Source organism: Nocardia sp. NPDC057455 (assembly GCF_042802775.1).
GTDB lineage: Bacteria > Actinomycetota > Actinomycetes > Mycobacteriales > Mycobacteriaceae > Nocardia.
In genome coordinates this window covers 1-23154 of record NZ_JBHVDM010000047.1, presented here as the reverse complement: position 1 = coordinate 23154, position 23154 = coordinate 1, and the positions used below count along the sequence as shown (strand labels likewise).

At 68.4% G+C, this 23154-nt stretch carries 25 protein-coding genes; 15 read left to right on the top strand and 10 right to left on the bottom strand.

The genetic code is table 11. The annotated features are described in order from the left end of the window. Positions 1 to 177 precede the first annotated feature (177 nt). Positions 178 to 1686: a flavin-containing monooxygenase gene (locus ACFU5M_RS20150; RefSeq protein WP_379051274.1), complete on the bottom strand. Its 1509-nt coding sequence runs from the start codon at positions 1684 to 1686 to the stop codon at positions 178 to 180. A gap of 258 nt (positions 1687 to 1944) precedes the next feature. Here ACFU5M_RS20150 and ACFU5M_RS20145 point away from each other — a divergent pair, with 258 nt between their 5' ends. Both ACFU5M_RS20145 and ACFU5M_RS20140 read left to right on the top strand, forming a co-directional pair. Next, positions 1945 to 3090 (top strand): LLM class flavin-dependent oxidoreductase, encoded by a 1146-nt coding sequence (locus ACFU5M_RS20145; protein ID WP_379051272.1) that lies wholly within the window; start codon positions 1945 to 1947, stop codon positions 3088 to 3090. 102 nt (positions 3091 to 3192) lie between these two features. Then, the gene (locus ACFU5M_RS20140) at positions 3193 to 4614 is read left to right on the top strand and encodes an amino acid permease (protein ID WP_379051269.1); all 1422 of its coding nucleotides are present in this window, start codon (positions 3193 to 3195) and stop codon (positions 4612 to 4614) included. Between the two features lies 1 nt (position 4615). Here the strand turns inward: ACFU5M_RS20140 and ACFU5M_RS20135 are convergent, their stop codons facing one another. Further along, positions 4616 to 5491: a VOC family protein gene (locus tag ACFU5M_RS20135; protein WP_379051267.1), complete on the bottom strand. Its 876-nt coding sequence runs from the start codon at positions 5489 to 5491 to the stop codon at positions 4616 to 4618. Between ACFU5M_RS20135 and ACFU5M_RS20130 the strand changes: the two genes are divergently transcribed. The 4 genes from ACFU5M_RS20130 (at position 5469) to fabG (ending at position 9475) form a co-directional block, all read left to right on the top strand. Further along, positions 5469 to 6527: an Lrp/AsnC family transcriptional regulator gene (locus tag ACFU5M_RS20130; protein ID WP_379051264.1), complete on the top strand. Its 1059-nt coding sequence runs from the start codon at positions 5469 to 5471 to the stop codon at positions 6525 to 6527. The genes ACFU5M_RS20135 and ACFU5M_RS20130 overlap by 23 nt on opposite strands. A 203-nt stretch (positions 6528 to 6730) precedes the next feature. Next, complete coding sequence (locus tag ACFU5M_RS20125; RefSeq protein ID WP_379051262.1) at positions 6731 to 7348, top strand: HAD family hydrolase; 618 nt, start codon at positions 6731 to 6733, stop codon at positions 7346 to 7348. Between the two features lie 211 nt (positions 7349 to 7559). Continuing rightward, on the top strand, positions 7560 to 8708 hold the full coding sequence (locus ACFU5M_RS20120; protein WP_379051259.1) for an acyl-CoA dehydrogenase family protein: 1149 nt from the start codon (positions 7560 to 7562) through the stop codon (positions 8706 to 8708). A gap of 14 nt (positions 8709 to 8722) precedes the next feature. Continuing rightward, on the top strand, positions 8723 to 9475 hold the full coding sequence (gene fabG, locus ACFU5M_RS20115) for a 3-oxoacyl-ACP reductase FabG (RefSeq protein WP_379051257.1): 753 nt from the start codon (positions 8723 to 8725) through the stop codon (positions 9473 to 9475). A gap of 30 nt (positions 9476 to 9505) precedes the next feature. Here fabG and ACFU5M_RS20110 read toward each other — a convergent pair whose 3' ends face one another. From ACFU5M_RS20110 to ACFU5M_RS20100, 3 genes are all read right to left on the bottom strand, one after another. Further along, positions 9506 to 9832, bottom strand: coding sequence for a hypothetical protein (locus ACFU5M_RS20110; RefSeq protein WP_379051254.1), 327 nt, complete (start codon positions 9830 to 9832; stop codon positions 9506 to 9508). A gap of 465 nt (positions 9833 to 10297) precedes the next feature. Continuing rightward, a complete protein-coding gene (locus ACFU5M_RS20105; RefSeq protein ID WP_379051252.1) occupies positions 10298 to 10651 on the bottom strand; it encodes a hypothetical protein in 354 nt (117 codons plus the stop codon). Further along, a complete protein-coding gene (locus tag ACFU5M_RS20100; protein ID WP_379051250.1) occupies positions 10644 to 11099 on the bottom strand; it encodes a hypothetical protein in 456 nt (151 codons plus the stop codon). The genes ACFU5M_RS20105 and ACFU5M_RS20100 overlap by 8 nt, the downstream gene beginning before the upstream one ends. Before the next feature lie 447 nt (positions 11100 to 11546). Between ACFU5M_RS20100 and ACFU5M_RS20095 the strand changes: the two genes are divergently transcribed. Then, a complete protein-coding gene (locus ACFU5M_RS20095) occupies positions 11547 to 12338 on the top strand; it encodes a helix-turn-helix transcriptional regulator (protein ID WP_379051248.1) in 792 nt (263 codons plus the stop codon). Here the strand turns inward: ACFU5M_RS20095 and ACFU5M_RS20090 are convergent. After that, positions 12335 to 14620, bottom strand: coding sequence for an ATP-binding cassette domain-containing protein (locus ACFU5M_RS20090; RefSeq protein ID WP_379051246.1), 2286 nt, complete (start codon positions 14618 to 14620; stop codon positions 12335 to 12337). The two genes, ACFU5M_RS20095 and ACFU5M_RS20090, sit on opposite strands and share 4 nt — an antisense overlap. Positions 14621 to 14811: 191 nt before the next feature. Here ACFU5M_RS20090 and ACFU5M_RS20085 point away from each other — a divergent pair, with 191 nt between their 5' ends. Both ACFU5M_RS20085 and ACFU5M_RS20080 read left to right on the top strand, forming a co-directional pair. Further along, positions 14812 to 15387, top strand: a complete 576-nt coding sequence (locus ACFU5M_RS20085) for a class I SAM-dependent methyltransferase (protein WP_379051244.1) — start codon at positions 14812 to 14814, stop codon at positions 15385 to 15387. A 40-nt stretch (positions 15388 to 15427) separates the two neighbouring features. Beyond that, positions 15428 to 15841, top strand: a complete 414-nt coding sequence (locus ACFU5M_RS20080) for a hypothetical protein (RefSeq protein ID WP_379051242.1) — start codon at positions 15428 to 15430, stop codon at positions 15839 to 15841. A gap of 15 nt (positions 15842 to 15856) precedes the next feature. On the opposite strand, the gene ACFU5M_RS20075 is transcribed toward ACFU5M_RS20080, so the two are convergent. From ACFU5M_RS20075 to ACFU5M_RS20065, 3 genes are read right to left on the bottom strand one after another with little or no spacing between them, the layout of a single operon-like run. Further along, the gene (locus tag ACFU5M_RS20075) at positions 15857 to 16741 is read right to left on the bottom strand and encodes an LLM class F420-dependent oxidoreductase (RefSeq protein WP_379051239.1); all 885 of its coding nucleotides are present in this window, start codon (positions 16739 to 16741) and stop codon (positions 15857 to 15859) included. A gap of 49 nt (positions 16742 to 16790) precedes the next feature. Continuing rightward, positions 16791 to 16991, bottom strand: coding sequence for a hypothetical protein (locus ACFU5M_RS20070; RefSeq protein ID WP_379051237.1), 201 nt, complete (start codon positions 16989 to 16991; stop codon positions 16791 to 16793). A 10-nt stretch (positions 16992 to 17001) separates the two neighbouring features. Continuing rightward, positions 17002 to 18066 carry an SDR family oxidoreductase gene (locus ACFU5M_RS20065; protein WP_379051234.1) on the bottom strand — a complete coding sequence of 355 codons (1065 nt, stop codon included), beginning with the start codon at positions 18064 to 18066 and terminating at the stop codon, positions 17002 to 17004. A gap of 112 nt (positions 18067 to 18178) precedes the next feature. On the opposite strand from ACFU5M_RS20065, the gene ACFU5M_RS20060 reads away from it, so the two are divergent. From ACFU5M_RS20060 to ACFU5M_RS20045, 4 genes are all read left to right on the top strand, one after another. Beyond that, on the top strand, positions 18179 to 18805 hold the full coding sequence (locus ACFU5M_RS20060) for a TetR/AcrR family transcriptional regulator (RefSeq protein WP_379051232.1): 627 nt from the start codon (positions 18179 to 18181) through the stop codon (positions 18803 to 18805). Between the two features lie 58 nt (positions 18806 to 18863). Then, a complete protein-coding gene (locus ACFU5M_RS20055; RefSeq protein ID WP_379051230.1) occupies positions 18864 to 19175 on the top strand; it encodes a nuclear transport factor 2 family protein in 312 nt (103 codons plus the stop codon). A gap of 43 nt (positions 19176 to 19218) precedes the next feature. Next, positions 19219 to 20358 carry an alkaline phosphatase family protein gene (locus tag ACFU5M_RS20050; protein ID WP_379051229.1) on the top strand — a complete coding sequence of 380 codons (1140 nt, stop codon included), beginning with the start codon at positions 19219 to 19221 and terminating at the stop codon, positions 20356 to 20358. 79 nt (positions 20359 to 20437) lie between these two features. Beyond that, positions 20438 to 20761: a hypothetical protein gene (locus tag ACFU5M_RS20045; protein WP_379051228.1), complete on the top strand. Its 324-nt coding sequence runs from the start codon at positions 20438 to 20440 to the stop codon at positions 20759 to 20761. Positions 20762 to 20765: 4 nt separating this feature from the next. Here the strand turns inward: ACFU5M_RS20045 and ACFU5M_RS20040 are convergent, their stop codons facing one another. Further along, on the bottom strand, positions 20766 to 21188 hold the full coding sequence (locus tag ACFU5M_RS20040; RefSeq protein WP_379051226.1) for an MmcQ/YjbR family DNA-binding protein: 423 nt from the start codon (positions 21186 to 21188) through the stop codon (positions 20766 to 20768). Positions 21189 to 21330: 142 nt separating this feature from the next. Between ACFU5M_RS20040 and ACFU5M_RS20035 the strand changes: the two genes are divergently transcribed. Next, positions 21331 to 22545 (top strand): transcriptional regulator, encoded by a 1215-nt coding sequence (locus ACFU5M_RS20035; RefSeq protein WP_379051224.1) that lies wholly within the window; start codon positions 21331 to 21333, stop codon positions 22543 to 22545. A 158-nt stretch (positions 22546 to 22703) separates the two neighbouring features. Continuing rightward, positions 22704 to 23102 carry a DUF779 domain-containing protein gene (locus tag ACFU5M_RS20030; RefSeq protein ID WP_379051222.1) on the top strand — a complete coding sequence of 133 codons (399 nt, stop codon included), beginning with the start codon at positions 22704 to 22706 and terminating at the stop codon, positions 23100 to 23102. The last annotated feature ends 52 nt before the right edge of the window (positions 23103 to 23154 follow it).

Sequence of the window (23154 nt, the reverse complement as noted above, 5' to 3'; positions counted from 1 at the left end):
CCCCAGCGCGGCCGCATTGCGCACTCGCCCCGCCGAGTGACGACCGTGTGCTCGTCGTCCGAGGCAAGGCGCCGCGCTCGGTGGCGGCGAGCACCCCTGGCCGAGCCCGGCGGACGTGCGCTACTTCTCGATACTCCCGACGGTCACCTCGTCGTGTCCGCCGTGGTGAACCGCGGATCAGGCGCTGCGCGTCCCTTCCAGCGGACGTGCGGCGGTCGGCGTCCGCTCGGCCCGGTCGAAGGTCAGCACCCCGTCCTCGAGCGCACCCTTGCGCAGCAGTTTGCGGTCGCGGAAGTAGTTGTTGATCACCTGCCACGGACCGTTGGTGCCCTGGCGTGGCATCACCGCGTCGCCGCGCTTGATGTAGCCGGAGGTCAGCGCCCCGCCCATCACCGAATGGGCACCGCGGTCGTGGTCGGTGGCGACGGCTTCGACCCGGGTGAAACCGTTTCTCTTCATGTGGTTGAGCACGCGGCAGAAGTACTCTGCCGCCAAGTCCGCCTTCAAAGTCCAGGACGCGTTGGTGTAGCCGAGCACCATCACCGCGTTCGGCACGCCGTCGAGCATGGCGCCCTTGTAGACCACCCGGTCGCGGGTGACCACCGGCTCACCGTCGATCTCCAGGCTCATGCCGCCCAGCATCTGCACGCTCAGGCCGGTGGCGCTGATCACCAGGTCCGCGGGCAGTTCCTCGCCGGAGGCCAAGCGGATGCCGGTCTCGGTGAAGGTCTCGATGCGGTCGGTGGCGATGGAGGCCCTACCGCTGCGCAGCACCTTGAACAGGTCGCCGTTGGGCACCACGCACAGCCGCTGGTCCCACGGGTTGTAGCCGGGGGTGAAATGCCGCATGTCGATACCCGGGCCGACCTGCATCCGCACAGCAGCCAGCAGCAGCTTCTTCGCCGCCTCCGGGTTGGTGCGGGAGAGCTGGAAGCTCGCGCGCTGCAAGGCGATATTGCGCGCCCGCCCGATCCGGTAGGCGAGCTTCTCGGGCACCTTGGCGGCTTTCATCCCGACCGCGACCGGGTCGTCGGCGGGCAGCGCGGTGATGTAGGTCGGTGAGCGCTGCAGCATGGTGACGTGCGCGGCAGCGTCGCTCATGGCCGGGATCAGGGTGATCGCGGTGGCGCCGGAGCCGATCACCACGACGCGCTTGCCGGTGTAGTCGAGATCTTCCGGCCAGTGCTGCGGGTGCACGATCTGCCCGCCGAAGTTCTCCTCGCCGGGGAACGTCGGGCGGTAGCCGTTGTCGTAGTCGTAGTAGCCGGTGCAGCCGACCAGGAAGTTACTGGTGAAGACCTCGGTCTCGCCGGTCTGCTCGTCGAGCGCCTCGACCGTCCAGGTGGCCGTCTCGCCGGCCCAGCGTGCCGTGGTCACCTTGCGGCCGAACCGGATGTGCTCGGTGACGCCGTACTCGGCGGCGGTCTCCTCGATGTACTGGCGGATGTGCGGACCGTCGGCGAGCACTTTGGTGCCGTTCCACGGACGGAATCCGTAGCCGAAGGTGTACATGTCGGAATCGGAGCGAATGCCCGGATAGCGGAAGAGGTCCCACGTGCCGCCGATGGCCGCCCGGCGCTCCAGGATCACGTAACTGCGTCCGGTCCGCTCTTTGGTGAGATGGCAGGCCATGCCGATTCCGGACAGCCCAGCGCCGATGATCAATACGTCGACATGCCGCGTCATTGAGGTACTCGTTTCGTCCGCTCCGCCTCGCACACCCGGGGGTGCGTGCTGAGGCCAGATTACGTGTTATTCATGGTTACGTCTAGTAACGAATCGTGACACGCGTGGACCCCCGGATTAAAACCGGGCTGGTTGCAAACCGTGACCCCAGCCGCGCGAGCGCCCAGCATGGATCACTGCGGCGCGCCCACCAGGCGCACCGCCTCGATCTGCCCGTTACCGGCTCGGCCGCGGTCTCCGGAAGGAAGTTGGCTCCCCATGAGTCTGTCGTTCCACTGGTTCCTCCCCACCTACGGCGATTCCCGCGGACTGGTCGCGGGTGGGCACGGCACCTTCATGTCCGGTGACCGCCCGGCCAGTCTGCGGTATCTGAACCAGATCGGCGCCGCTGCCGAGGACAACGGCTTCGAGGCCGTGCTCACCCCCACCGGCGCGTGGTGTGAGGACGCCTGGCTGACCACCGCCATGATGGTCGAGACCACCGACACGCTGAAATTCCTGGTGGCCTTCCGCCCCGGCCTGGTCAGCCCGACGCTCGCGGCGCAGATGGCGGCCACCTTCCAGCGGCACTCGCGGGGCAGGCTGCTGCTCAACGTGGTGACCGGCGGCGAGCCGCACGAGCAGCAGGCCTACGGTGACTTCCTGGACAAGACCCAGCGCTACGCCCGTACCGGCGAATTCCTGCACGTGGTGCGGGAATTGTGGACCTCCACCGAGCCCGTGACGTTCGACGGGGAGCACATCCGGGTGCACGAGGCGTTGCTGAGCAACCGGCCCGATCCGGTACCCCCGGTGTTCTTCGGCGGTTCGTCCGAACCGGCGGGCCCGATCGCGGCCCGCTACAGCGACGCCTACCTGACCTGGGGTGAGCCGCTGCTGGCGGTGAGCAGGAAGCTGGAGTGGATCCGTCGTCTGGCGGTGGACCACGGGCGCGTCCTGGACTATGGCCTGCGCGTCCACGTGATCAGCCGCGACACCTCCGAGCAGGCGTGGGCCGAGGCCGACCGCCTGCTGGCCGGGATCGACCCCGCCGACATCGAGCGGGTGCAGGCCAATCTGGCGCGCAGTGAATCCGAGGGTCAGCGGCGCATGTCGGAACTGCACGGCGGCAGCACCGATCGGCTGGAGATCGCGCCGAACCTTTGGGCGGGTGTCGGCCTGGTCCGTGGCGGTGCGGGCACCGCACTGGTCGGCTCGCACGCCGAAGTCGCCGATCGGCTGGCCGAATACGCGCGGCTGGGCATCAAGCACTTCATCCTCTCCGGCTACCCCCACCTGGAAGAGGCGTACTGGTTCGGCGAAGGCGTGCTCCCGATCCTGGAACGAAAGGGCCTGTGGCGCCACCCCCACCGCACCGCCCGCGTCGCCGCCGCCACGCCCTTCGCCGCGTCATCCAGTAGCTGAGCGCAACACCCCAGTTATTCCCAGGCTGGGCAGCGCGGCGAGAATGGGCTATCGGTTCGGCACACCGGCCGCAACCGATGGATCCGTTCTCGTAAGGGAGTCATGACCACCGCATCAGCCCGGCGATGGCGCCGCCGCCTGCCCGACACCGCGACCGAGGCGGGCGCGCCCACGCTGGCGCGCAGGCTCGGACGACTCGATCTCACCGCCATGGGCGTCGGCACCATCGTCGGCGCGGGCATCTTCGTCATCACCGGTGTGGCCGCCGCGGAGAAGGCCGGGCCCGCCATCGTGCTGTCGTTCGTCTTGGCCGGAGCGGTGTGCGCACTGGTGGCGTTGTGCTACAGCGAACTCGCGGCGATGGTGCCGGTCTCCGGCAGCGCCTACACCTACACCTACGCGACCCTCGGCGAAGCACCGGCGTTCCTGGTCGGCTGGAATCTGCTGCTGGAGTTCGTCATCGCGGGCGCCGCGGTGGCGATCGGCTGGTCCGGGACCACGGTCTCCGCGCTGGACTCGCTGTTCGGCATCACCATCCCGCACGCGCTCGTCGCGGGGCCCGCCGAAGGCGGCGTGGTGAACCTGCCCGCCGTCCTGATCGTCGCCGCCGTCGTCGGGGTGCTGGTCGGCGAGGTGACGTTCACCGCGCGCATCACCAAGGCGCTGGTCGGGGTGACCATCGGCGTGCTCGTGCTGGTGGTCGCCGTCGGCGCCCCGCACGCGAGCGTGGACAACTGGACCCCGTTCGCGCCGTTCGGGATCGGGGGCATCATCGGCGGCGCGGCCATCGCGTTCTTCGCCTTCCTCGGCTTCGACGTGGTCGCCGCGTCGGCGGAAGAAGCCCGCAACCCGCGCCGCGACGTCCCATTCGCCATCATCGGCACGGTGCTCATCGCCACCGTGCTCTACGCGCTGGTCAGCGCCGTGCTCACCGGCATGGTGCCGTTCGCCACGCTGAACAACGGCGCGCCGATCGCGACCGCGTTCGGCGCGGTGCGCATCGGATGGATCGGCGACCTCATCGTGATCGCCTCGATCATCGCACTCACCAAGGGTCTGCTGCTGATCGTGTACGCGCAGGTCCGGTTGATGTTCGCGATGTGCCGCGACCGACTGCTGCCCTACCGCCTCGCGGCGACCGGGAAACGTTCCACGCCGGTGCGGCTGACGCTGCTGCTGGGCGTACTGGGTGCGGTCATCGCGGGACTGCTGCCGATCGACATCGTGGTCGAACTGGTGAACATCGGCGCGTTGTCGGCGTTCGCGGTGGTGTGCGTGGGCGTGCTGGTGCTGCGCCGGGCGGAGCCCGAGCGCGAGCGCCCGTTCCGCACCCCGCTCGTGCCGGTGGTCCCGCTGCTCGCGCTGCTCGGCTGTGTCCTGCTCGCGACCACACTGGAGGCGCTGACCTGGGTACGGTTCGGCGTGTGGGTCCTGGTCGGCGTCGCGGTCTACCTCGGATACGGACGCAAGCGATCCACGCTCGCCGAGCCGCGACCCGGCAGCAGCCCGCAGGCCGGCCCCTGACTCAGCCCGCCACGAAGAACAGGCCCGCGCCGTAGGCGTCCCGTGCGGAGACGAAGAAACCCTCGTCCGTCTCACGCAACGGCACGCCCGCGTTACCGATGACGTCGCGCGCTACGGCGAGATCGTGCACGGCGATGGTCATTGCGGCCAGATACGACGGCGCGGGCGCCGGTTCGCCCGGCAACACGGCGGCGGCCTCGGACGCGCGCACCAACTCCAGCCGCCCCGTGCCCATCTCCACTACGGTCAGCGGTCCCTTGCCAACGGCGGGCACAGCCGAGATGCGGCTGTAGCGTTCGACGATCGCGTCGAACTCGGCATCCGCCGCGACGATGAGCACGGCGGCGATGGCGCGGGCGCCGTTCGGGTGCGACAGGTAGCGCGGCTGGTGCACGTATTCGCGAGTCAGATGCTGCGCGATGCCCAGCAGCGCCTCCGGCGTCGCACGCGGGTCCACGTGCACGGCCCGCGCGCGCACCGTCCGAATGCCGTCCTCGGTCTCGACATCGCGCTCCAAGTCGAGCACGCCGGTGGCGGGCACGCCCGCCGCGGCGAGTTGTCGCCGCGCCGATTCGGCGTCACCGGTCTCCAGGTTGAGCAGGCGAAAGCCCTCGTACTCGTCGGCCATCGCCTTGGTGTGCCATGGATCCGGCGCGGCTTCGTCCACGATGCCGAGCAGTTCGAGGTAGGCGCCGCCGAACAACGCGCACCGGTTGGCCGTGCATCCGGGCGTGGGTGGTTCGCCCGGTTGTGCGCTCAGCAGGTGCCGCGAGCGGGGACTCAGCGTGAAACCGAGATCGAGATAGCGGCGTTCCAGGCCGTCCAGATCGCGGGTCAGGATTCCGGTGTGATGGATGGCATTGATCGGTTTCTGCACGCCGACAATGCTGGTCGTGCCGCCGCCGCGCCACCCGCCACCAGGGCAGATCCGGCGGAATCCGGCACTGCCCTACGCTGAGGTGGTGGATTCGGTCACCTTGGACGACGTCGACCGAGGACTGCTGCACGCCTTGCAGCTCGACGGCCGTGCGCCGTTCAGCAGACTCGCGCCGATACTGGAGGTCTCCGAGCGCACGCTGGCCCGCCGTTACCGGCGGTTGCTGGACACTGGCGGGCTACGGGTGACCGGGGTCGCCGATACCGGGCACGTGGGCCACGCCGAGTGGCTGGTCCGCCTGCGGGTCCGGCCGGATGCCACCGCCGCGCTGGCCCGCGCGCTGGCGCGGCGCGCCGATACCGCCTGGGTGACGGTCATCGCCGGTGGCGCGGAACTGACCTGCCTGTTCCGTGTTCCCGGCGATGCTCCCCTGCCCGAACTGGGCCGCCATCCGGCCGTCCACGCCGTGGACGCCCAGCGCGTGCTGCGGCACGTCATGCGACACCGCTGGCGAGGACGGATGTCGGCGCTGTCCATCGAGCAGAGCGCGGTCTTGCGTACACCCCACACGGAACCGGCCGCGCCCGTGGCACCGAGCGAACTGGATCAACGTCTGCTGCCCGCGCTGGCCGCCGATGGGCGGGCAGCCTATCCACGGCTCGCGCGCGCCGTCGGTTGGTCGGAATCCGCGGTGCGGCGGCGGGTGGAGGAACTGCGTCACGCCCGGGTGCTCGGATTCGATGTCGAGATCGATCCCGCACTGTTCGGCTTCACGGTGCAAAGCCTGCTCTGGCTCACCGTCGCCCCCGCGAAACTCGTCACCGTCGCGACCGCGCTGGCCGCCGATCCGGAGGCGGCGTTCGTCGCCGCCACCACCGGCCCGCACAATGTGCTGGTGTGCGTCGTCTGCCGCGACACCGATGCCCTGTTCCGTTACACCACGGAACGGATCGGGACGCTGAGCGGGATAGACCGGATGGAGATCAGCCCGATCAGCGGCTATGCCAAGCGCACCGCGCCGCCGATTCACACCTGACGCGCGTTTGCGGTCGATGCCGGAATACGCGGCAGCACAGCCGATTACGTGACATCGAGTGCATCGGTGGTTCCACGTGAAGCACGGTCGCGCCACCACACCGCTCGGACAACCTCCGCCGCCCACATGCCCGCGCGCGGCGGAGTTGTGAATCACAACAGCCGGACCGGCACGCCGCGACGCGGGCGATTAGGGTCGATCAGGTGACCTGGACCGTGGGCTTCGACCTCGACATGACGCTGATCGACTCGCGGCCCGGCGTAGCGCGGGCCATCGACCTGCTCGGCGCGGAGTTCGACCTGCCGCTGTGCGGGACGACGTTCGCCGATCGGCTCGGCCCGCCGCTGGCCACCCTGCTCGTCGAAGCGGGCGCGCCGGAGGAACTTGTCCCGGCGCTGGTGACCCGCTATCGGGCGCTGTATCCGACGCTCGTATCGACCATTCCCCCGATGCCCGGCGCGCAGTCCGCGCTCGCGGCCATCGAGGCCCGCAACGGACGGGTGCTCGTCGTCACCGGCAAGCATGCCCCGCTGGCGCGGCTGCACATCGCCGAACTCGGCTGGCGCATCGACCATCTCGCGGGCGACCTCTGGTCGGCGGGCAAGGCGGCGACACTGCGCGAACAGGGCGCGGATCTCTTCGTCGGCGATCACATCGGCGACATGCACGGCGCGCGGGCCGCGGATGTCTTCGCGGTCGGCGTCAGCACCGGACCGTGCTCGGCCGAAGAACTGCGCGCGGCGGGCGCGGATGTGGTGCTCACCGACCTCACCGAGTTCCCCGCCTGGCTCGCGACGGAGTTCGGCGCCGTCACCGCCTGAGGTCCAGCCATCAGGTTGGTTGGAGTCGGCCGATGGGCATGTGGACGACGAGTGCGCCATGACGCTTGCCACTCCGGCACGCGCACGCGGGTCCGTGCCGAACGGCCGACAATGCCCGCGCCGCGCGCAACCGAGTTTCCTTGATGATCTTGCCGGACATCGAGGGCGAAAAACTTGCGGTGTTAGTTTAACCCTCGCTAGCCTACCGGCCATGAACCTCGAACTGTCCGGCGAGCAAACGGCGGCACGGCAGCTCGCGGCGGACTTCGCCGATCGGGAGATCGCGCCGCACGCCGCACGGTGGGATCGCGAAGAGTGCGTGGACCGCGCGATCGTCGCCCGGCTCGGCGAACTCGGCTTCCTGGGCCTGACCGTTCCCGAGCAGTACGGCGGCAGCGCGGGCGACCATCTCACCTACTGCCTGGTCCTGGAGGAACTCGGCCGAGGCGACTCGGCCCTGCGCGGCATCGTCTCGGTCTCGCTGGGGCTGGTCGCCAAGTCGATCGATTACTTCGGCACCGAGGAGCAGAAACAGAACTGGCTGACGCGGCTCGTCTCGGGTGAGGCGCTCGGTTGTTTCGCGCTCACCGAACCTGGCACCGGATCCGACGCCGCCCGGTTGCGCACCCGCGCGGTGCGCGACGGCTCGGACTGGGTGCTGACGGGCACGAAGATGTTCATCACCAATGGCACTTGGGCCGATGTGGCGCTCGTGTTCGCGCGCAGCGGCGGCGAAGGACATCGGGGCGTCACCGCGTTCCTGGTACCGACCGACTCCCCCGGGTTCACCGCGCGCGAGATCCACGGCAAGCTGGGGCTGCGCGGACAGGCCACCGCCGAACTCGTGCTCGACGGAGTTCGCGTACCGGACAGCGCCCGTCTGCACGCCGAGGGCAAAGGCTTCACCGTGGCGATGGCGGCGCTGGCCAAAGGCCGCATGTCGGTCGCGGCGGGATGTGTCGGGCTGGCCAAGGCATGCTTGGACGCCGCCGTGGGCTACGCCACCCAGCGTGAGCAGTTCGGCAAACCGATCGCGGCGCACCAGCTCGTGCAGGAACTGCTCGCCGACATCGCGCTCGACGTGGACGCGGCGCGGTTGCTGGTCTGGCGGGTCGCCGATCTCGTCGACCGCGGCGAAGAATTCGCTGTCGCCTCCTCGAAGGCGAAACTGTTCGCTTCCGAGGCCGCGGTCCGTGCGGCCGACCGCGCGGTGCAAGTGTTCGGCGGATACGGCTACATCGACGAGTTCCCGGTCGGCAGATACCTTCGCGACGCCAAGGTGATGACCCTGTACGAGGGCACGAGCCAGATCCAGAAACTACTCATCGGCCGCGCCCTGACCGGCGTCGCCGCGTTCTGACCGAAGGATATTCGATGCATCGATTCACCGACCGGATCGCCGTCGTCACCGGTGCGGCTCGCGGCATCGGCGCCGCCACCGCACTGCGCCTGGCCGCCGAGGGCGCCGCCGTGGCCGTCCTGGACCGCGACGCGCCCGACGAGACCGCCGCACGGATCACCGCGGCGGGCGGCGGGGCGCGCAGTTACGTATGCGACGTCACCGACCGAGAGTCGGTCCAGGACGTCTTCGATCGGATCGCCGGCGATCTGGGCCGCCCGCAGATCTTGGTGAACAACGCGGGCATCACCCGCGACGACCTGTTCTTCCGCTTGTCCGAACAAGACTGGAACGCGGTGCTCGCGGTCAATCTGACCGGCGCCTACCACTGCGCGCAGGTGGCGCAGACGTTCATGGTGGCCCAGCGATACGGCAGGATCGTCTCGCTGTCGAGCCGGTCGGCGCTCGGCAATCGCGGCCAGGCCAATTACGCGGCCGCCAAGGCAGGCATCCAGGGGCTGACCGCGACGCTCGCCCTCGAACTCGGGCCGTACGGCATCACCGTGAACGCGGTGGCGCCCGGCTACATCGCCACCGCCATGACCGCCGCTACCGCCAACCGGCTCGGCCTGACCGCCGAAGAGCACCAGAAGGCCGTCGCGGAGCGTACGCCGCTGGGCCGGGTGGGACAGCCCGAAGAGGTCGCGGCGGTGATCGCTTTCCTGGCCAGCGACGAGGCGAGCTACGTCAGCGGCCAGACGCTCTATGTCAACGGCGGCGCCCGCTGACCGGCGGCGACCGCCGGACTCGCCACCGGCTCACCACGGCACCGGTCCGGTGCGATCGAAGAATCTGCCGGTCGGACCGTCGGGCGGCAGCGTGGCCAGCCGCACGATCGCGTCGGTCCCTTCGGTGACGGTTTGGAAGCCGGAGTGACCGTTCAGGTCCGTCGCCGTGTAGCCGGGGTCGGCCGCGTTGACCTGGATGCCAGGAAGTGCGCGAGAGTACTGCGAAGTGATCATGTTCAGCGCCGTCTTCGACGCCGGATAGGGCAAGCCCAGCAGGGTGGATTCGAGGCGGCGTGGATCGGAGGTGCGTGCCAGGGAGCCTATCGCGCTCGACACCATGACGATTCGCGGCGGCATCCGCTGGTGGGTCCACTAGTCGTCAGCTACGAGGTGCTGATGCCCGTGCAGGATCCCGACCAGCGGATCATCATCTACCGCCGCGGACGCGGAATCCCCGTCGGCGCTGGACCGGCTCGTCGCCGCCCTGGATACGCCATGACCGGGCGTCATTCCGCAAAGCTCAGCACCAGTTCGCCGTCCGCGTCCTCGTAGCGGCCTTCCCACTCCTCGTAGGCGGGCACATCCTCGTCCCGGGTGACAATCCACTCCAACGAGTAGCCGCCGTCGTCGTCGGGAACAGCACATTCTCGATCTTCAGTCCGAAGCCGATCACCTCGGCCGCGCGGATCACGTCCGGCAGATCCTCTTTGCCCCGTATGCATCGTTCAGGTGCGTGCGACGAAATCGACGACCGATCTGGTCGGATCGGCCCTGGCGTCGGAAAGAAACGTTCGTTCGTAACCCACACCAGGGGTGATTGCGTTAGTTGAGCTGTTGCGGTACTGCCGTGAACCCCGTCTCGCCCACGGTGATGACACAGTGCGCGTCATGCCGGTCGAGCTCGTGCAGCGCTTCCAACAAATGGGTGGACATCAGCGATTGCCACTGTTGCCATTTCTGGTCTTCGGGATAGAGCGAGGACTTGCTCACCTCGACGTAGTAGGCGCGCAGTTCATCGCCCGTGACCGCGAACTCGATGGGCACATCCAGTTGTTCACCGCCACGGCCGGTGATCTGCAAGCCCTGATCCGACGATGAGATCTCCACCTGCCACTCGCGGCCTGCCGCGATCACCGATTGCGTCAGCTCGGCTGTGGTGGGGTGCGAGCTAGGCACGACATTTACCTCCAGGGAACGCAGTGACGATGACGCCGTTATCGACGATGACTGTGGGTTCGACGGTTTTCGCGATCTGCCCGTTGACGTGGTTGACCAAGTATATCTGCCCTGAGTAACAGGTTCTAGCGCCCTGCGGGACAACGAGGTCGGGGGTATCCAACGATTTACTGATCGCCATGTCAGCGATATCGCGCCAGTTGCGGTTTTCTATCGCTGCAAGCCCTTGCCACTCCTCGCCGTGCTTGGTTTGGATGTGCCGGAATCCATAGCCGGTGTTACCGCAGGTCAACCGCGCTTTGCTGTATTTCGCGACAACTTTGTCTTCGGGAGTGCTGATACCGCACGCTCCCCACACTTGCTGTGCGGAAGCTGTTGGCGCGGAACTGATGACAGCGGGAATCGTCGCTGCGATCAAGGCAACGATGGTGAGTTTCGTGTGGTTCATGGCCCCCCTTGGGTGTTGCGATGTATGCACATCGGCAACTGTTGAGTTGCTTTCTGGGATAAGCTTTCTCATTCATCTACTTGGACGTGGCCGTTCTATACGCCGTTCCATTATGTGACATACATCACATGTCATCGGCCGTGATGTCGTCAGAAGAGGGTGTCGCGGCCCCGCAACGGTCGTAGCCGGTGGGTCCAAACTGGGCTGGTTCGGCGTCGATATCGACCTCGATCGCACCGAAGAGGTCAATGTTGTCCGAGTGGGCCGGTGAGATATGAGCAGGCTATTGATTTGCGCGATTTCACCGGCCCTCGTATGCAACTGCGCCTCAGGTGATCTGATTTCATCCAGATCAATCTTCAGCGGCTCGACCATCGGGAATTTCCTCATTGCCAGCACCGAATCCGCTACAGCAGGCGCGAACGCCTCACTCCGGAGGCGGCGGGGTTGCGGCCCGGCCTGGCCCATCGACGGGTGCCGGGGTTGCGGCGCGAGGAGTTGGCGCGCGCGGCCGGTGTCAGCGTGGACTGCGTGGTGCGCTTGGAGCAAGGGCGCGGCCCCCATCCGTCCACCGCGGTGCTGGCCGCGCTCGCCCGCGCACTGCGGCTCAACGACGAGGACCGCACACTGCTGTTCCAGCTCGCGGGCGCGGCGCCGCCACAGGAGGGACGCATCGACATGGTGGTGCGGCCGAGCGTCTTGCGCCTGCTGGACCGGATGGCGGATCTGCCCGCGCTCGTGCTGTCGGCGAAAGCCGATGTGCTGGCCTGGAATCCGATGGCGACCGCGCTGCTCGGCGATTTCTCCGCATGGCCGCCCGCCCAGCGCAACATCATCTGGCAACGTTTTCTCGGCACCGAGCCAGGACGGGTCGCCATGACGCCCGCCGAGGCCGAGAACGCCGCGGCGTTCTCCGTCGCCGGCCTGCGCGGTGCCCGCGCGCGCTATCCCGATGATCCCGGACTTCTGCGCTTGGTCTCCGAACTCCGTTCCCGCAGTCCACGATTCGAGCAGCTGTGGACCGCACGGCGATCCGGGCAGTGGCGCAGCGCGACCAAGACGATCGAACACCCGGATCTCGGCACGCTGCGGCTGGACTGCGACACCTTGCTGGTCCCGGACACCGACCAGGCGGTCGTGGTCTATTCGGCGGCGCCTGGCAGCCGGGAAGCCACGGCGCTGGAATTACTGCGGGTGACCGGGACTCAGCAGTTCACGGCGACGGAGCCCTCCGGCTAGCTATCCGCCTTGTAGCGGCGCAGGTATTCGCCGGTGAGCGAGGACGGGTGCGCGAGCAACTCGGCGGGCGTCCCGTTGAAGACGATCTCGCCGCCGTCCTTGCCGCCGTCCGGCCCGAGATCGATCACCCAGTCCGAGTGGGCGACCACGTCGAGATTGTGCTCGATCACCACGACGGTGTTGCCGCGGTCGACCAGACCGTCCATCAGCGCGAGCAGCGTGTCCACGTCGGACATATGTAGCCCGGTGGTGGGTTCGTCGAGCACATAGACGCTGCCGGTGTTCTGCAACTGGGTCGCCAATTTGATCCGCTGCCGCTCTCCCCCGGAGAGCGTGCTCATCGCCTGTCCCAGGCTGAGGTAGTCCAGGCCCACCTCGTTCATGGTGCGCAGCTTGGTGTGCAGCGCCTTCTCGGCGAAGAATCCGAGCGCTTCCTCGGCCGACATCTCCAGCACGTCGGCGATCGATTTGCCGCGCAGCGTCAGGGCGAGCACGTCATCGGAGAAGCGCCGTCCGTCGCAGGCGTCACAGTGAGTCGTCACCGGGTCCATGTAGGCGATCTCGGTGATGATCACGCCGCGGCCCTCGCACTGCTCGCACGCGCCCGCCGAATTGAAACTGAACAGGCCGGCGGATTCCCCCGTCGCCTTGGCGAACAACTTGCGGATGGGGTCCATCAACCCGAGGTAGGTCGCGGGCGTGGACCGGGACGACGCCGCGATGGGCGACTGGTCCACGAAGATCGCCTCGGGATGCTCCTTGACGAACACGTCCCGGATGAGACTGCTCTTGCCCGATCCCGCGACGCCGGTGACGCAGGTCAGGATGCCGGTCGGGATACCGACAGTCACGTTCTTCAGGTTGTGCACCGCCGCGCGCTCGATGAGCAGTTCGCCCGCGCTCGTGCGGAAGGAGTCCTTCACCCGGAAGGTCCTGCGCAGACCGGCGCCGGTCGGGGTGTCGGCGGTCCGCAGGTCGGCGAAACTGCCCTGGAACACCACCTGCCCGCCGTGCACGCCCGCGCGCGGCCCGACGTCCACGACATGGTCGGCGATCTCGATGACGTCCGGATCATGCTCCACCACGAGCACCGTGTTGCCTTTGTCCCGCAATGCTTTCAGCAGGTCGTTCAACCGGCTTACATCCCGTGGGTGCAGGCCGACACTGGGTTCGTCGAAGATGTAGGTCAGTCCGATCAGTGTGCTGGACAGATGCTTGATCATTTTCAGCCGCTGCCCCTCACCGCCGGAGAGCGTCGAGGTCGGCCGGTCCAGACTCAGATAACCCAGCCCGATGTCGGCCACCCGCCGCAGACCGGTGCGGATGGCGCAGGCCAAGCCGACCGCGGCCGGATCGGTGATCGCGTCGAGCACCTCGATCAGGTCGGTGACCTGCAAGCGCGACCAGTCCGCGATAGAGCGTCCGTCGATCTTCGTGGCCAGCGCCGCTTGGTTCAGCCGGGCACCCGCGCAGGTTCCGCAGACGCCCTCGGTGAGGAATTGCCGAATCTGCTCCCTGGTCTTCTCGCTCAGCGAGGAGGTGTCGCGCTGCAACCGGGTCCGCGTGAATTTTGTGGCCAGGCCTTCGTAATTCGCCTTCCAAGTGCCTTTGCTGAAGGTCAGCTCGACCTTGCCGCCGGTGCCGTAGAGCAAGTCGTGGAGCTCTTCGCCGGTGTAATCGGTCAGCTTCTTGTCCGGGTCGAAGCGGCCGGACTTGCCGTAGAGTTGCCAATCCCCGCTGCCCACGCCGTAACCCGGCAGCAGTATCGCGCCTTCGTTCAGCGACTTCGTCCGGTCGAGCAGCCGATCCGGGTCGGCGCGCACGGCGACGCCGAGACCGTCGCAGTCCGGGCACATGCCCTGCGGCACGTTGAAGGAATAGTTGTAGACGAATCCGGCCGAAGGCGAACCGAATCGGGCGAACATGGCCCGCACCATCGAGAAGATGTCGGTCATGGTGCCGACGGTTGAGCGCGGCCCACCGCCCACCGGCTGCTGATCGATGATCACCGGCGCGGTGAGATTCTCGATGGCCTCGGCGTGCGGGCGTTCATAGCGGGGCAGGAAATTGAGGATGAAGGCCGGGAAGGTGGCGTAGAGCTGGCGCTGCGATTCGACGGCGATGGTGTCGAAGACGATCGACGACTTGCCCGAGCCGGAGACGCCGGTGAAAACGGTGATCTTGTTCTTCGGGATCTCGAGCGACACATCACGCAGATTGTGCTCACTGGCTCCGAGGACCCGGATGGCGTCGAGCGAAGCGGTGGATTCGGCGGAAGACATACCGCACACCTTGCCATCGAGCACCGACGAAATGCTCCAGCAAATGTGATGTAAATCACATTTTTACCCTTTCGAGGTCCGATCGACCAGGGCTTTCTTCACGGTTCGGAGCAACCCCATCCGGCCACATTCCCACCCGCGCCCACGCCGGGAACCGCGGCGACCGACTCCGATCCCCCTACAGTGACAACGTGCCCGATGATCCCTACTGGAATCACAACACCCGTTACCACCCGTGGCTATTGAGGCAAGTGCCGTCGTCGGCCCGCACGGCGCTCGACATCGGCTGCGGTGACGGGCTTTTGGCGGGCAAGCTCGCCCGCCGCGGGTTGACGGTGACCGGGATCGACACCGACGCGGAAATCCTCACACAGGCTCAGACCGCGCCCGGCGTATCTCTGGAACCGGCCGACTTCCGTGACTACGCGGGCTCTTTCGATGTCGTCACCATCGTGGCAACCCTGCACCACGTTCCGCTGCGCGAGGGCGTCACGGCATTGCGCCGTGTGGTCGCGCCCGGCGGCGTCCTCGCCATCGTCGGGCTCTGGAACATGACGCTGCGCAAAGACTTCCCTTACCTGACGCTGGCGCCCGCGATCTGGGTGACGGACCGCATGCACCGGGTAGACGGGCCCAGCGTGGCCATGCGCGACCCTGCCGACGGATATGCCGAGATCCGCTCGGCCACAGCCGAACTCCTGCCCGGGTCGCGCATGCGGCGACGGCTCATGTGGCGCTACACCCTGCTGTGGCGCAAGCCCGTATGAGCGTCTTCCCGAGAGCGCGGCACCCGGCAGGAGTCGCGGCATGCGCGGTGTGACGTCCCGAGCCCTCACCGGCGTCGTCTTCGACGCCGCGGCGGTCGTCGCGTTCACCAACCGCGCCGACTATGCGCAGGCGATCGTCTGGGCGACGGTCGAGGCGGGGAACACCATCGTCGTTCCGAGCACGGTGCTCGCGGCGGCGCGCACGCACATCCCGGCCGACCGGCTCGATATCCTCGCCGTGCTGATCGGCTTGCCGCACACCGTGGTCCCGGCGCTCGACCGCCCCGCGCACCCGGCCCTCGCGCCGGGCGGGGCAGGCCCTGCCGCCGACGCCCTGGTCGCGGCCGGTCATGTCACCCGCGAGGCGGTCGCACGCACTTGGCCCTGCCTGACCAGCCGGCCGAGGAGGCTGCGGCAGATCGATCCGCGCGTCATCGTCGACCGGCTGCCGTGAACCGGGGGCGGCCGATCAGCGCAGCAATGGGATGACCGGGGCGAACTTCTCCATGCTGTCCTCGAGGACGGTGACGTAGGTGATGCCGTAACGGTCGCGCCGGTCGCGCAGGCGGTCGGCCATCTCCTCGGGGGTGCCCATGAGCAGGAGCGGGTGCTCCTCCGGGGAGTCGGCGACGTCCGGCGGGAGCGCCGGCCCGAAGACCTCCATGACGCTCGCGCGTTCCTCCGGCGGCACCACCCGCTGCACCAGGATATTGAACTCGACCTTGTTCAGCCGTGCACCGAGCAGTTCGCGCACGTAGGCGACCCGCTCCTCGATCTCCGCGAGCCCGGCCATCTGCATCGGCCCACCGTTGCGCGCGGCCGCGGCGCCGGTGAACGCGATGATGTCGGCGTGCCGCGCGGCCACGGCGAGCAACCGGTCACCCCATCCGCCGATGAGCACGGGCGGACCCGACGGTTGCGCGGGCTGGGGCTGATACTCCGGGTCGCAGAACAGGCGGCGCAGCGTGATCACCGTCTGCTCCAGGTGCTCGACGCGCTTGCTCCCGCTTTCGAACGGGATGCCCGCGGTCTCGAATTCGGCCTGCACGTAACCCGCGCCGAGCCCCAGTTCGACGCGCCCGTCGGTGAATTGATCGGCGCCGGCCACGTCGCGGGCCAGCAGGACCGGGTTGTAGAACGCGGTGTTGAGCACGAAGGTGTTCAACCGCACCCGTTCGGTCGCCTCGGCGGCGAGGATCATCGCGGGGAACGGCGCCGGCAGGCCGAGATGGTCGGCGACGCCGACCACGTCGAAGCCGAGTTCTTCTGCCCGGCGGCACTTCTCGATCCAATTCGCCCGGGATTCGGGGACCACCATGTTGACACCGAACCGGAAGGGGCGCTGCGCAGTCACGTGTCCTGTCTAGCGAACCGCGCCGGGAGGCCGGACGCCGGGGCCGGAATCAGCATTGTGCCAGCGTGCCCGCCGCCACCGCGCCGCCGAGCAGGGCGAGGAGGGTGGCGGCCACCGGCAACGGGCGGCGCCACGCCCGCCGGATCGAGCCGGGGGCGTTGTGCCCGACGGAGTTCCCGCGCGTGGACCGGCGGGCCAACCAGCGCCGCGTCATCGCGACCGCGGTGATGATCAATGTCGCGATCAGCATGCCCGCCCCCTCAGACACGTGCCGCGCGTGGTGCGGCGGACTCGCGCCGCGACACCGCGACGATCCCGCGCTGCACCAAGCTTTCCGCGGTGTCCACCACGGATTCCCGCACCGGACGCATGGTCCAGCCCAGTTCGCGCCGGGCTTTGTCGGCGCTGAGCGACTCGACGCGCCCCAAGGTGGGCAGTGTCAGCCGGACACCCTTGTCGAAAAGCGCTACGCAGCGCACGATCCAGTTCGGCAGTCGCCTGGTCGGCACCCGGAACCCGCGCGGCCCGTACTCCTCGGCCAGGATGCGGGCCATATCTTCCATCCACAGGTGCTCGCCCGCGCAGATGTAGCGGTTGCCCGCGGCGGCCGGCGTCTCCAGCGCGAGCCGGTGCGCCACGGCGAGATCGCGCACGTCCACCGGCGCCCAGCCGACCCGAGGCGTGCCGGGTACGTCCCCGGCCAGCAATCGCCGCACGGGCTCGTGCGAGGTGCTCGTCGCCGCGGACAGCAACGGTCCGAGCACCATGCCGGGATTGACGACGACCAGTTCGAATCGCTCGGCGGCCGGGAGCTTCGCGACGAAATCCCAGGCCGCCCGCTCAGCCAGCGTCTTGCTCTTCTGGTAGGCCGGGCTGTGCTCGACCACCGTCCAGTCGGCCTCGGTGCGCAGGCCGTCCTCGGCATGACCGGAGGCGATCGCGGCGATCGACGAGGTGAGCACCACACGGCGTACGGTGCCCGCGGCGGCGCAGGCGCGCAGCACCCGCAGTGTTCCTTCGACCGCGGTGTCGACGAGTTCACGCTCGTCGTCGGGCGGTGTGGTGGGGAACGGGGAGGCGACGTGCAGCACGCCGATGCTGCCCGCGACGGCGGCCGCCCAGCCGTCGTCGCTGTTCAGATCGGCTTGCGCGAACTCCAGTTCGCCCCCGGTCCGGCGGGCCCGTTCCGCCAGGTGTGCCCGTTTGCCCGTGGCGGCGAGGTCCCGGACCGTCGCACGCACGGCGTAGCCGTGTTCCAGCAGCTCGGCGATGACGTGGCCCGCGACGAATCCCGTTGCGCCGGTGACCGATACCTGTGTGCTCATGTGTTCCATTCCTCTCGCGGAGTGACTACCGCGGCCGCCATCTGAGCGCCGCTCAGATAATCTAAGCACCGCATAGTTAGGTTGTCCAGGACGCGTCGCATACGCTCGGACGGTGACGCGGACCAGTTACCACCACGGCGCCTTGCGCGACGCGCTGCTGGCCGCCTGCCTGCGATTGATCGAGACCGAGGGTCTCGCGGCGGTCAGCCTGCGCCGGGTGGCGCGCGAGGCAGGCGTGAGCACCGCGGCGCCGTATCACCACTTCCCCGACCGGGCCGCCCTGCTCGCGACGTTGTCCACCCAGGGTTTTCGATTGCTGGGAACGCAACTGGCGGCTGTCCGCGCCGAGGCGCGAACGCCCATGGCCGCCCTGACCGCGCTGGCGAACGCCTATGTGCGGTTCTCCCGCGAGCAGCCGGCGTATTTCCGCTTGATGTTCCGGCCCGAACTCTCGCAGCCCGACAAGCACCCTGACACCATGGCGGCGGGCGACGCGGCGTTCGGTGTCCTGGCCGACGCGATAGCGGAATGCGTCCGCGCGGGAGCGCTGCCCGCCGACAAGGCCGACACCTTGGCGGTCATGTTCTGGGGACTCGGCCACGGACTGGCCTCGCTGTGGCTGGACGGCCAACTGGAGAAACGCGCGGGACAATTCGGCACCGACGCCGCGGCGTTGGTGGAGGATGTCATGCGAACCTTCGCGTCACTGATCGAGCCGAGCACGACGCCGCTGGCCTAGAGTAGACGCCAGACATTTGCTGTCCGATGTCCCACACCGATCCGAGAGGACGACCCGGATGACCGCGCAGCTGGATCCGACGGTGCAGGAGTTCGTCGACGCGCTCAACGCCAACGACCAGGACCGGTTCTACGCGATTCTCACCGACGATGCCACCATGTCCGACGACGGTGTGGAGCGCAACCTCGCGCAGTGGACCGAAGCGGAGATCTTCGACAGCAACGCCCGCATGCGGATCGAGTCCATCGGGGACAACGGCACCGAACTTGTTGCGGACTATACCAATTCGCGATGGGGTTCGATGCGAACGACCTGGCGGTTCGTCCTGTGCGAGGGCAAAGTGAGCCGTTTCGAGACCGGACAGGCGTGAATACCCTTGCCAGGCAGCCGTCGACATTGACATCCTGACCTTCGTGTTCGTCGCGCCGCGTTACGGTACGGGTTCCCTGGCCGATCTGTTTCCCTCCGTCCTCGCCGGTCTCGGTGTGCCGGGCGAGGAGGACCGCCTAGGACTGGGTCTGGCTGCCGACCAGGTCTGCGTCCTGCTGGTGGACGGACTCGGCTACCAGGATCTCGTCGCGAATCCCACTGCGGCGCCGTTCCTGTCCGGCCTCGCGCCGGTCCGGCTCACAGCCGGTTTCCCGACCACGACGGCCACCAGCCTGGCCTCGCTCGGGGTGGGCGTTCCGCCTGGCGAGCACGGGATCGTCGGCTATCTGTTCCACGTTCCCGGCTACGACCAGCTGTTCACCCCGCTGTCCTGGCGGCTGCACGGCGTGCCCAAGTCCGATCTGCGGAAGGAATTGGTCCCGGCGGAGTTCCAGCCCCGCACAACCGTTTTCCAGCGCGCCGTCGCCGATGGCATCGCCGTCGCCCAGGTGTCACCGCGCGACCAGGCGGGATCGGGACTGACCGAGGCGGTGCTGCGCGGCTGCCGGTTCCTCCCCCAGTTTTCCTTCGGCGATCTCGTCGCCGGGGTGAGCGAGGCGTTACGGGCCGGTCCGCGCTCCTTGGTCTACACCTACCACGGCGATCTCGACCTGACCGGACATGTGCGCGGCCCTTCGTCGCGAGCTTGGGAATTGGAACTCGCCAATGCCGACCGTCTCGCCGCCGCGCTCGCGGCCGAGCTACCCGCGGGCGCGGCACTGCTGGTCACCGCCGACCACGGCATGGTGCAGATGGACGACCGCATCGATTTCGATACGACCCCCGTACTGCAAGAAGGCGTCCGGGCGCTCGGCGGTGAAGCCCGAGCCAGGCACGTCTACACCGAGCCGGGCGCCGAATCCGACGTCTGCGCGGCCTGGCAGGCCACACTCGGCGCGGACTTCGAAGTGCTCGGCAAGGAAGAGACCGTGGCCCGAGGCTGGTTCGGCCCCACCGTCACCGCCGCGATCGCCCAGCGCATCGGCGATCTGGTCGTGGTCGCCCGCGGACGGCGTGGTGTCATCCGCAGCGGCGTCGAACCACTGCAGTCGTCGCTGGTCGGGCAGCACGGTTCGCTCACTCCGGCGGAAGTGGACGTCCCGCTGTGCGTCTTCCGCGCCTAACCCCCGCCTTCGGTGCGCGGCGCTCTAGTCTGGAGTCCGATCGCGGCGATTATCGCCGCCGAACCTTCAGGAGGAGCCCATGAACGCCGCGCTGTCACGGACCGGCCGGACCGGCCTCGGGATCGCGATGGTCGCCATGGCCCTCACCGGCTGCACCGATATCGAACGCGCCCTCAATCGCGGCGGCGACACTCCGTGCAGCGAGTACGTCAAGCAAGATCAGGACACCAAGCGCACGACGATCACGAAGTTCGTCAAGCAGCAGAGTAAGGACGACCGCGAGCCCGCGGGGACCGCGGTGGACGCGACGATGGTGTCGGTCGACCTGCTCTGCGGCGCCCAGGCCAACGCCGACACCCCGATCAAAAACGCCGACGTGGCCGGGATCTTCATCCGGAAGTGACCGCTCAGCGCGGGGGATGGGCGGCCAGCCAGTCCGCCGCGCGCTTGCGCGAGGCTCGCGAAAGCCAGGCGTCCTGAACGACCTCGGTGAGCTCTCGCCGGCTCAGTTCGCCGAGGCGTGCGGCGCGCACGAGGACCGACGGATGCCCGTCGAAATGCCGTGTCGTGAAGAACGGCGAGTCCGGGTCCTGGACCAGCGCCCGCTTGTCCGACTCCGACGGCACCCAGATCACGATCACGTCGGTGTAGCGCTCGCCGGTGATCGGATCCACGGCGTCCGGACGAGGATTGCGGAAGAAGACGAACGATTTGCCCCCGACCTGGTAAACGGGATTACCGCGTGGCCCGTCGACGCGGGTCACATGAGGCATGCCAGAGGCCACCTCGTGCACATCGGCGAGGCGTGCGCGCTCGGAACCGGTCGCCATGCGGGCAGCCTATGACGTCATGGCCCACCTCGCTCGAAAGCGCCTGCGACCGGCCGGTAGGGCTCCGGGAACTCGCCACGCCGGTCGGCGTACGCCAGAATGAGAGGGAGAATTCGAGCTCACACGACGACGGGTCTTCCACGTGGCACAGTTCCGCGCCCTCACCCAGCAGCGGGTCGAACTGGAAAGAGAATGGGAGCATTGGGCGACCGCTCCGCAGGCCGCGCCCCGCCCCCGGAACACCGTCCTGCGCAACGACGTAGCGCAATCCTGGCAGCGCTCGCTGCGCACCGTGGATCCCGGCCGCACGATCGCGCCGGGAGTGGACGACATCGGTGATCGCTGGGCGGCGTCACCACTGCGCGAACCGGTGACGGCGTTGGCGGGGGAACTGCGCGCCATTACCGAGGACTCCGGATATCTGGCCGTGGTCACCGACAGCGGGGGCACCGTCTTGTGGTCCTGCGGTGACCGCACGCTGCGCAGACAGGCCGAGCAGGTCAACCTCGCGCCCGGCGGATGCTGGGACGAAAGCCATATGGGCACCACGGGCGTGGCCCTCGCGCTGCACACCGACCGCCCCGCATCGGTGTTCTCGGCCGAGCACCTGATCGCCGCGCTGCACGGCTGGGTCTGCTATTCCGCGCCGATCCACGGGCCCGACGGCAGGCAAATCGGCGCGCTGGATCTGTCCAGTTCCTGGGACCGTTCGCATCCGGCGGTACTCACCTCGGTGCGCGCCCTGGTGACGGCGGTGGAAACGATGGTGCGCACCGCCGAGCCGGCGCCCGCGCCGGGGATCCGGCTGGAATGCCTCGGCGCCGCACGCCTGGTGCGCGACGGGGTGCCGCTGCCGCTGCCGCCTCGGCAGCTGGAGATCCTCGCCCTGCTGGCGCTGCAGCCGGACGGCTTCACCCCGGAGCAATTGCACGCCACCCTGTACGGCGACCGTTCGGTATCCAGCAGCACGCTCAAAGCCGATGTCTCGCATCTGCGCCGCGCGATCGGCGGTGCGATCAGCAATCGCCGTTACGCGCTGACCGGTCCGGTGTCCTGCGACGCCGTCGACCTGTTCGCCGCGATCACCGCGGGGGACACCACCTCGGCGGTGTGGCTGTACCGGGGACCGCTGCTGCCCGGATCCGAGGCGCCCGGCGTGCTGCAGTGGCGTGACCACCTCGACGTCGGCGTGCGGACCGCCGTGCTCGCCGGTGACCGAGCCGAGCACGCGGTGGCGTTCGGCGAACGCGCGCCCCGCGATATCGCGGTGCACGAGCACGCGTTGCGGTTGCTCCCGCCCGATGACGTGCGCCGCGCGGCGGTCGCGGCCCGGCTGCATACGGCGTTGCGCGACTGACATTTTCGCACCAACCTCGCACCAACCTCCGCGGACCATAGTGGATCGGTCCGAGATATCTGCGAGGGATCATGAGCTACACCAGACCGGGGGCGGGACTCCGGCATCGCCGACTACCCGACGCGCTCCGGCCACGTCCTCCACGCCGGTCGAACGGCATGGGGGCGCATCGAACGCATCCGGTGGACATCACCGACCGCGCCAGGGCCGTCTTGCGCCGCGTGATCGATCAGCACGGAGCCGTTCTGCTGCACCAGTCCGCCGGCCACCGCGACGCGCCACGATGCCTGCCCATCCGGGAGTCCCGGATCGACCGCGCCGACGTCCTGCTGGGCAACCTGCCCTGGCATACCGAATTGTGGATCAGCGGCGAGCAGTACGAGCACTGGAAGCACACCCACCTCACCGTGGATGTGGCCGAAACACCCGGCGGCTGCGCTTCGGACGCTCTCGAAGACATGCGTTTCGTCATCAGATCACGGCTGCTCACCGACGAGGAAGCAGCGGCGCTGGCGGCCGGAGGGCCACCGCGCACCGGAGCCGACCGGTTGGCGTGACCCCTGCACGACCGAACCGGCGGGTCGTCCGCCCGGGTGGGCACGACCACCC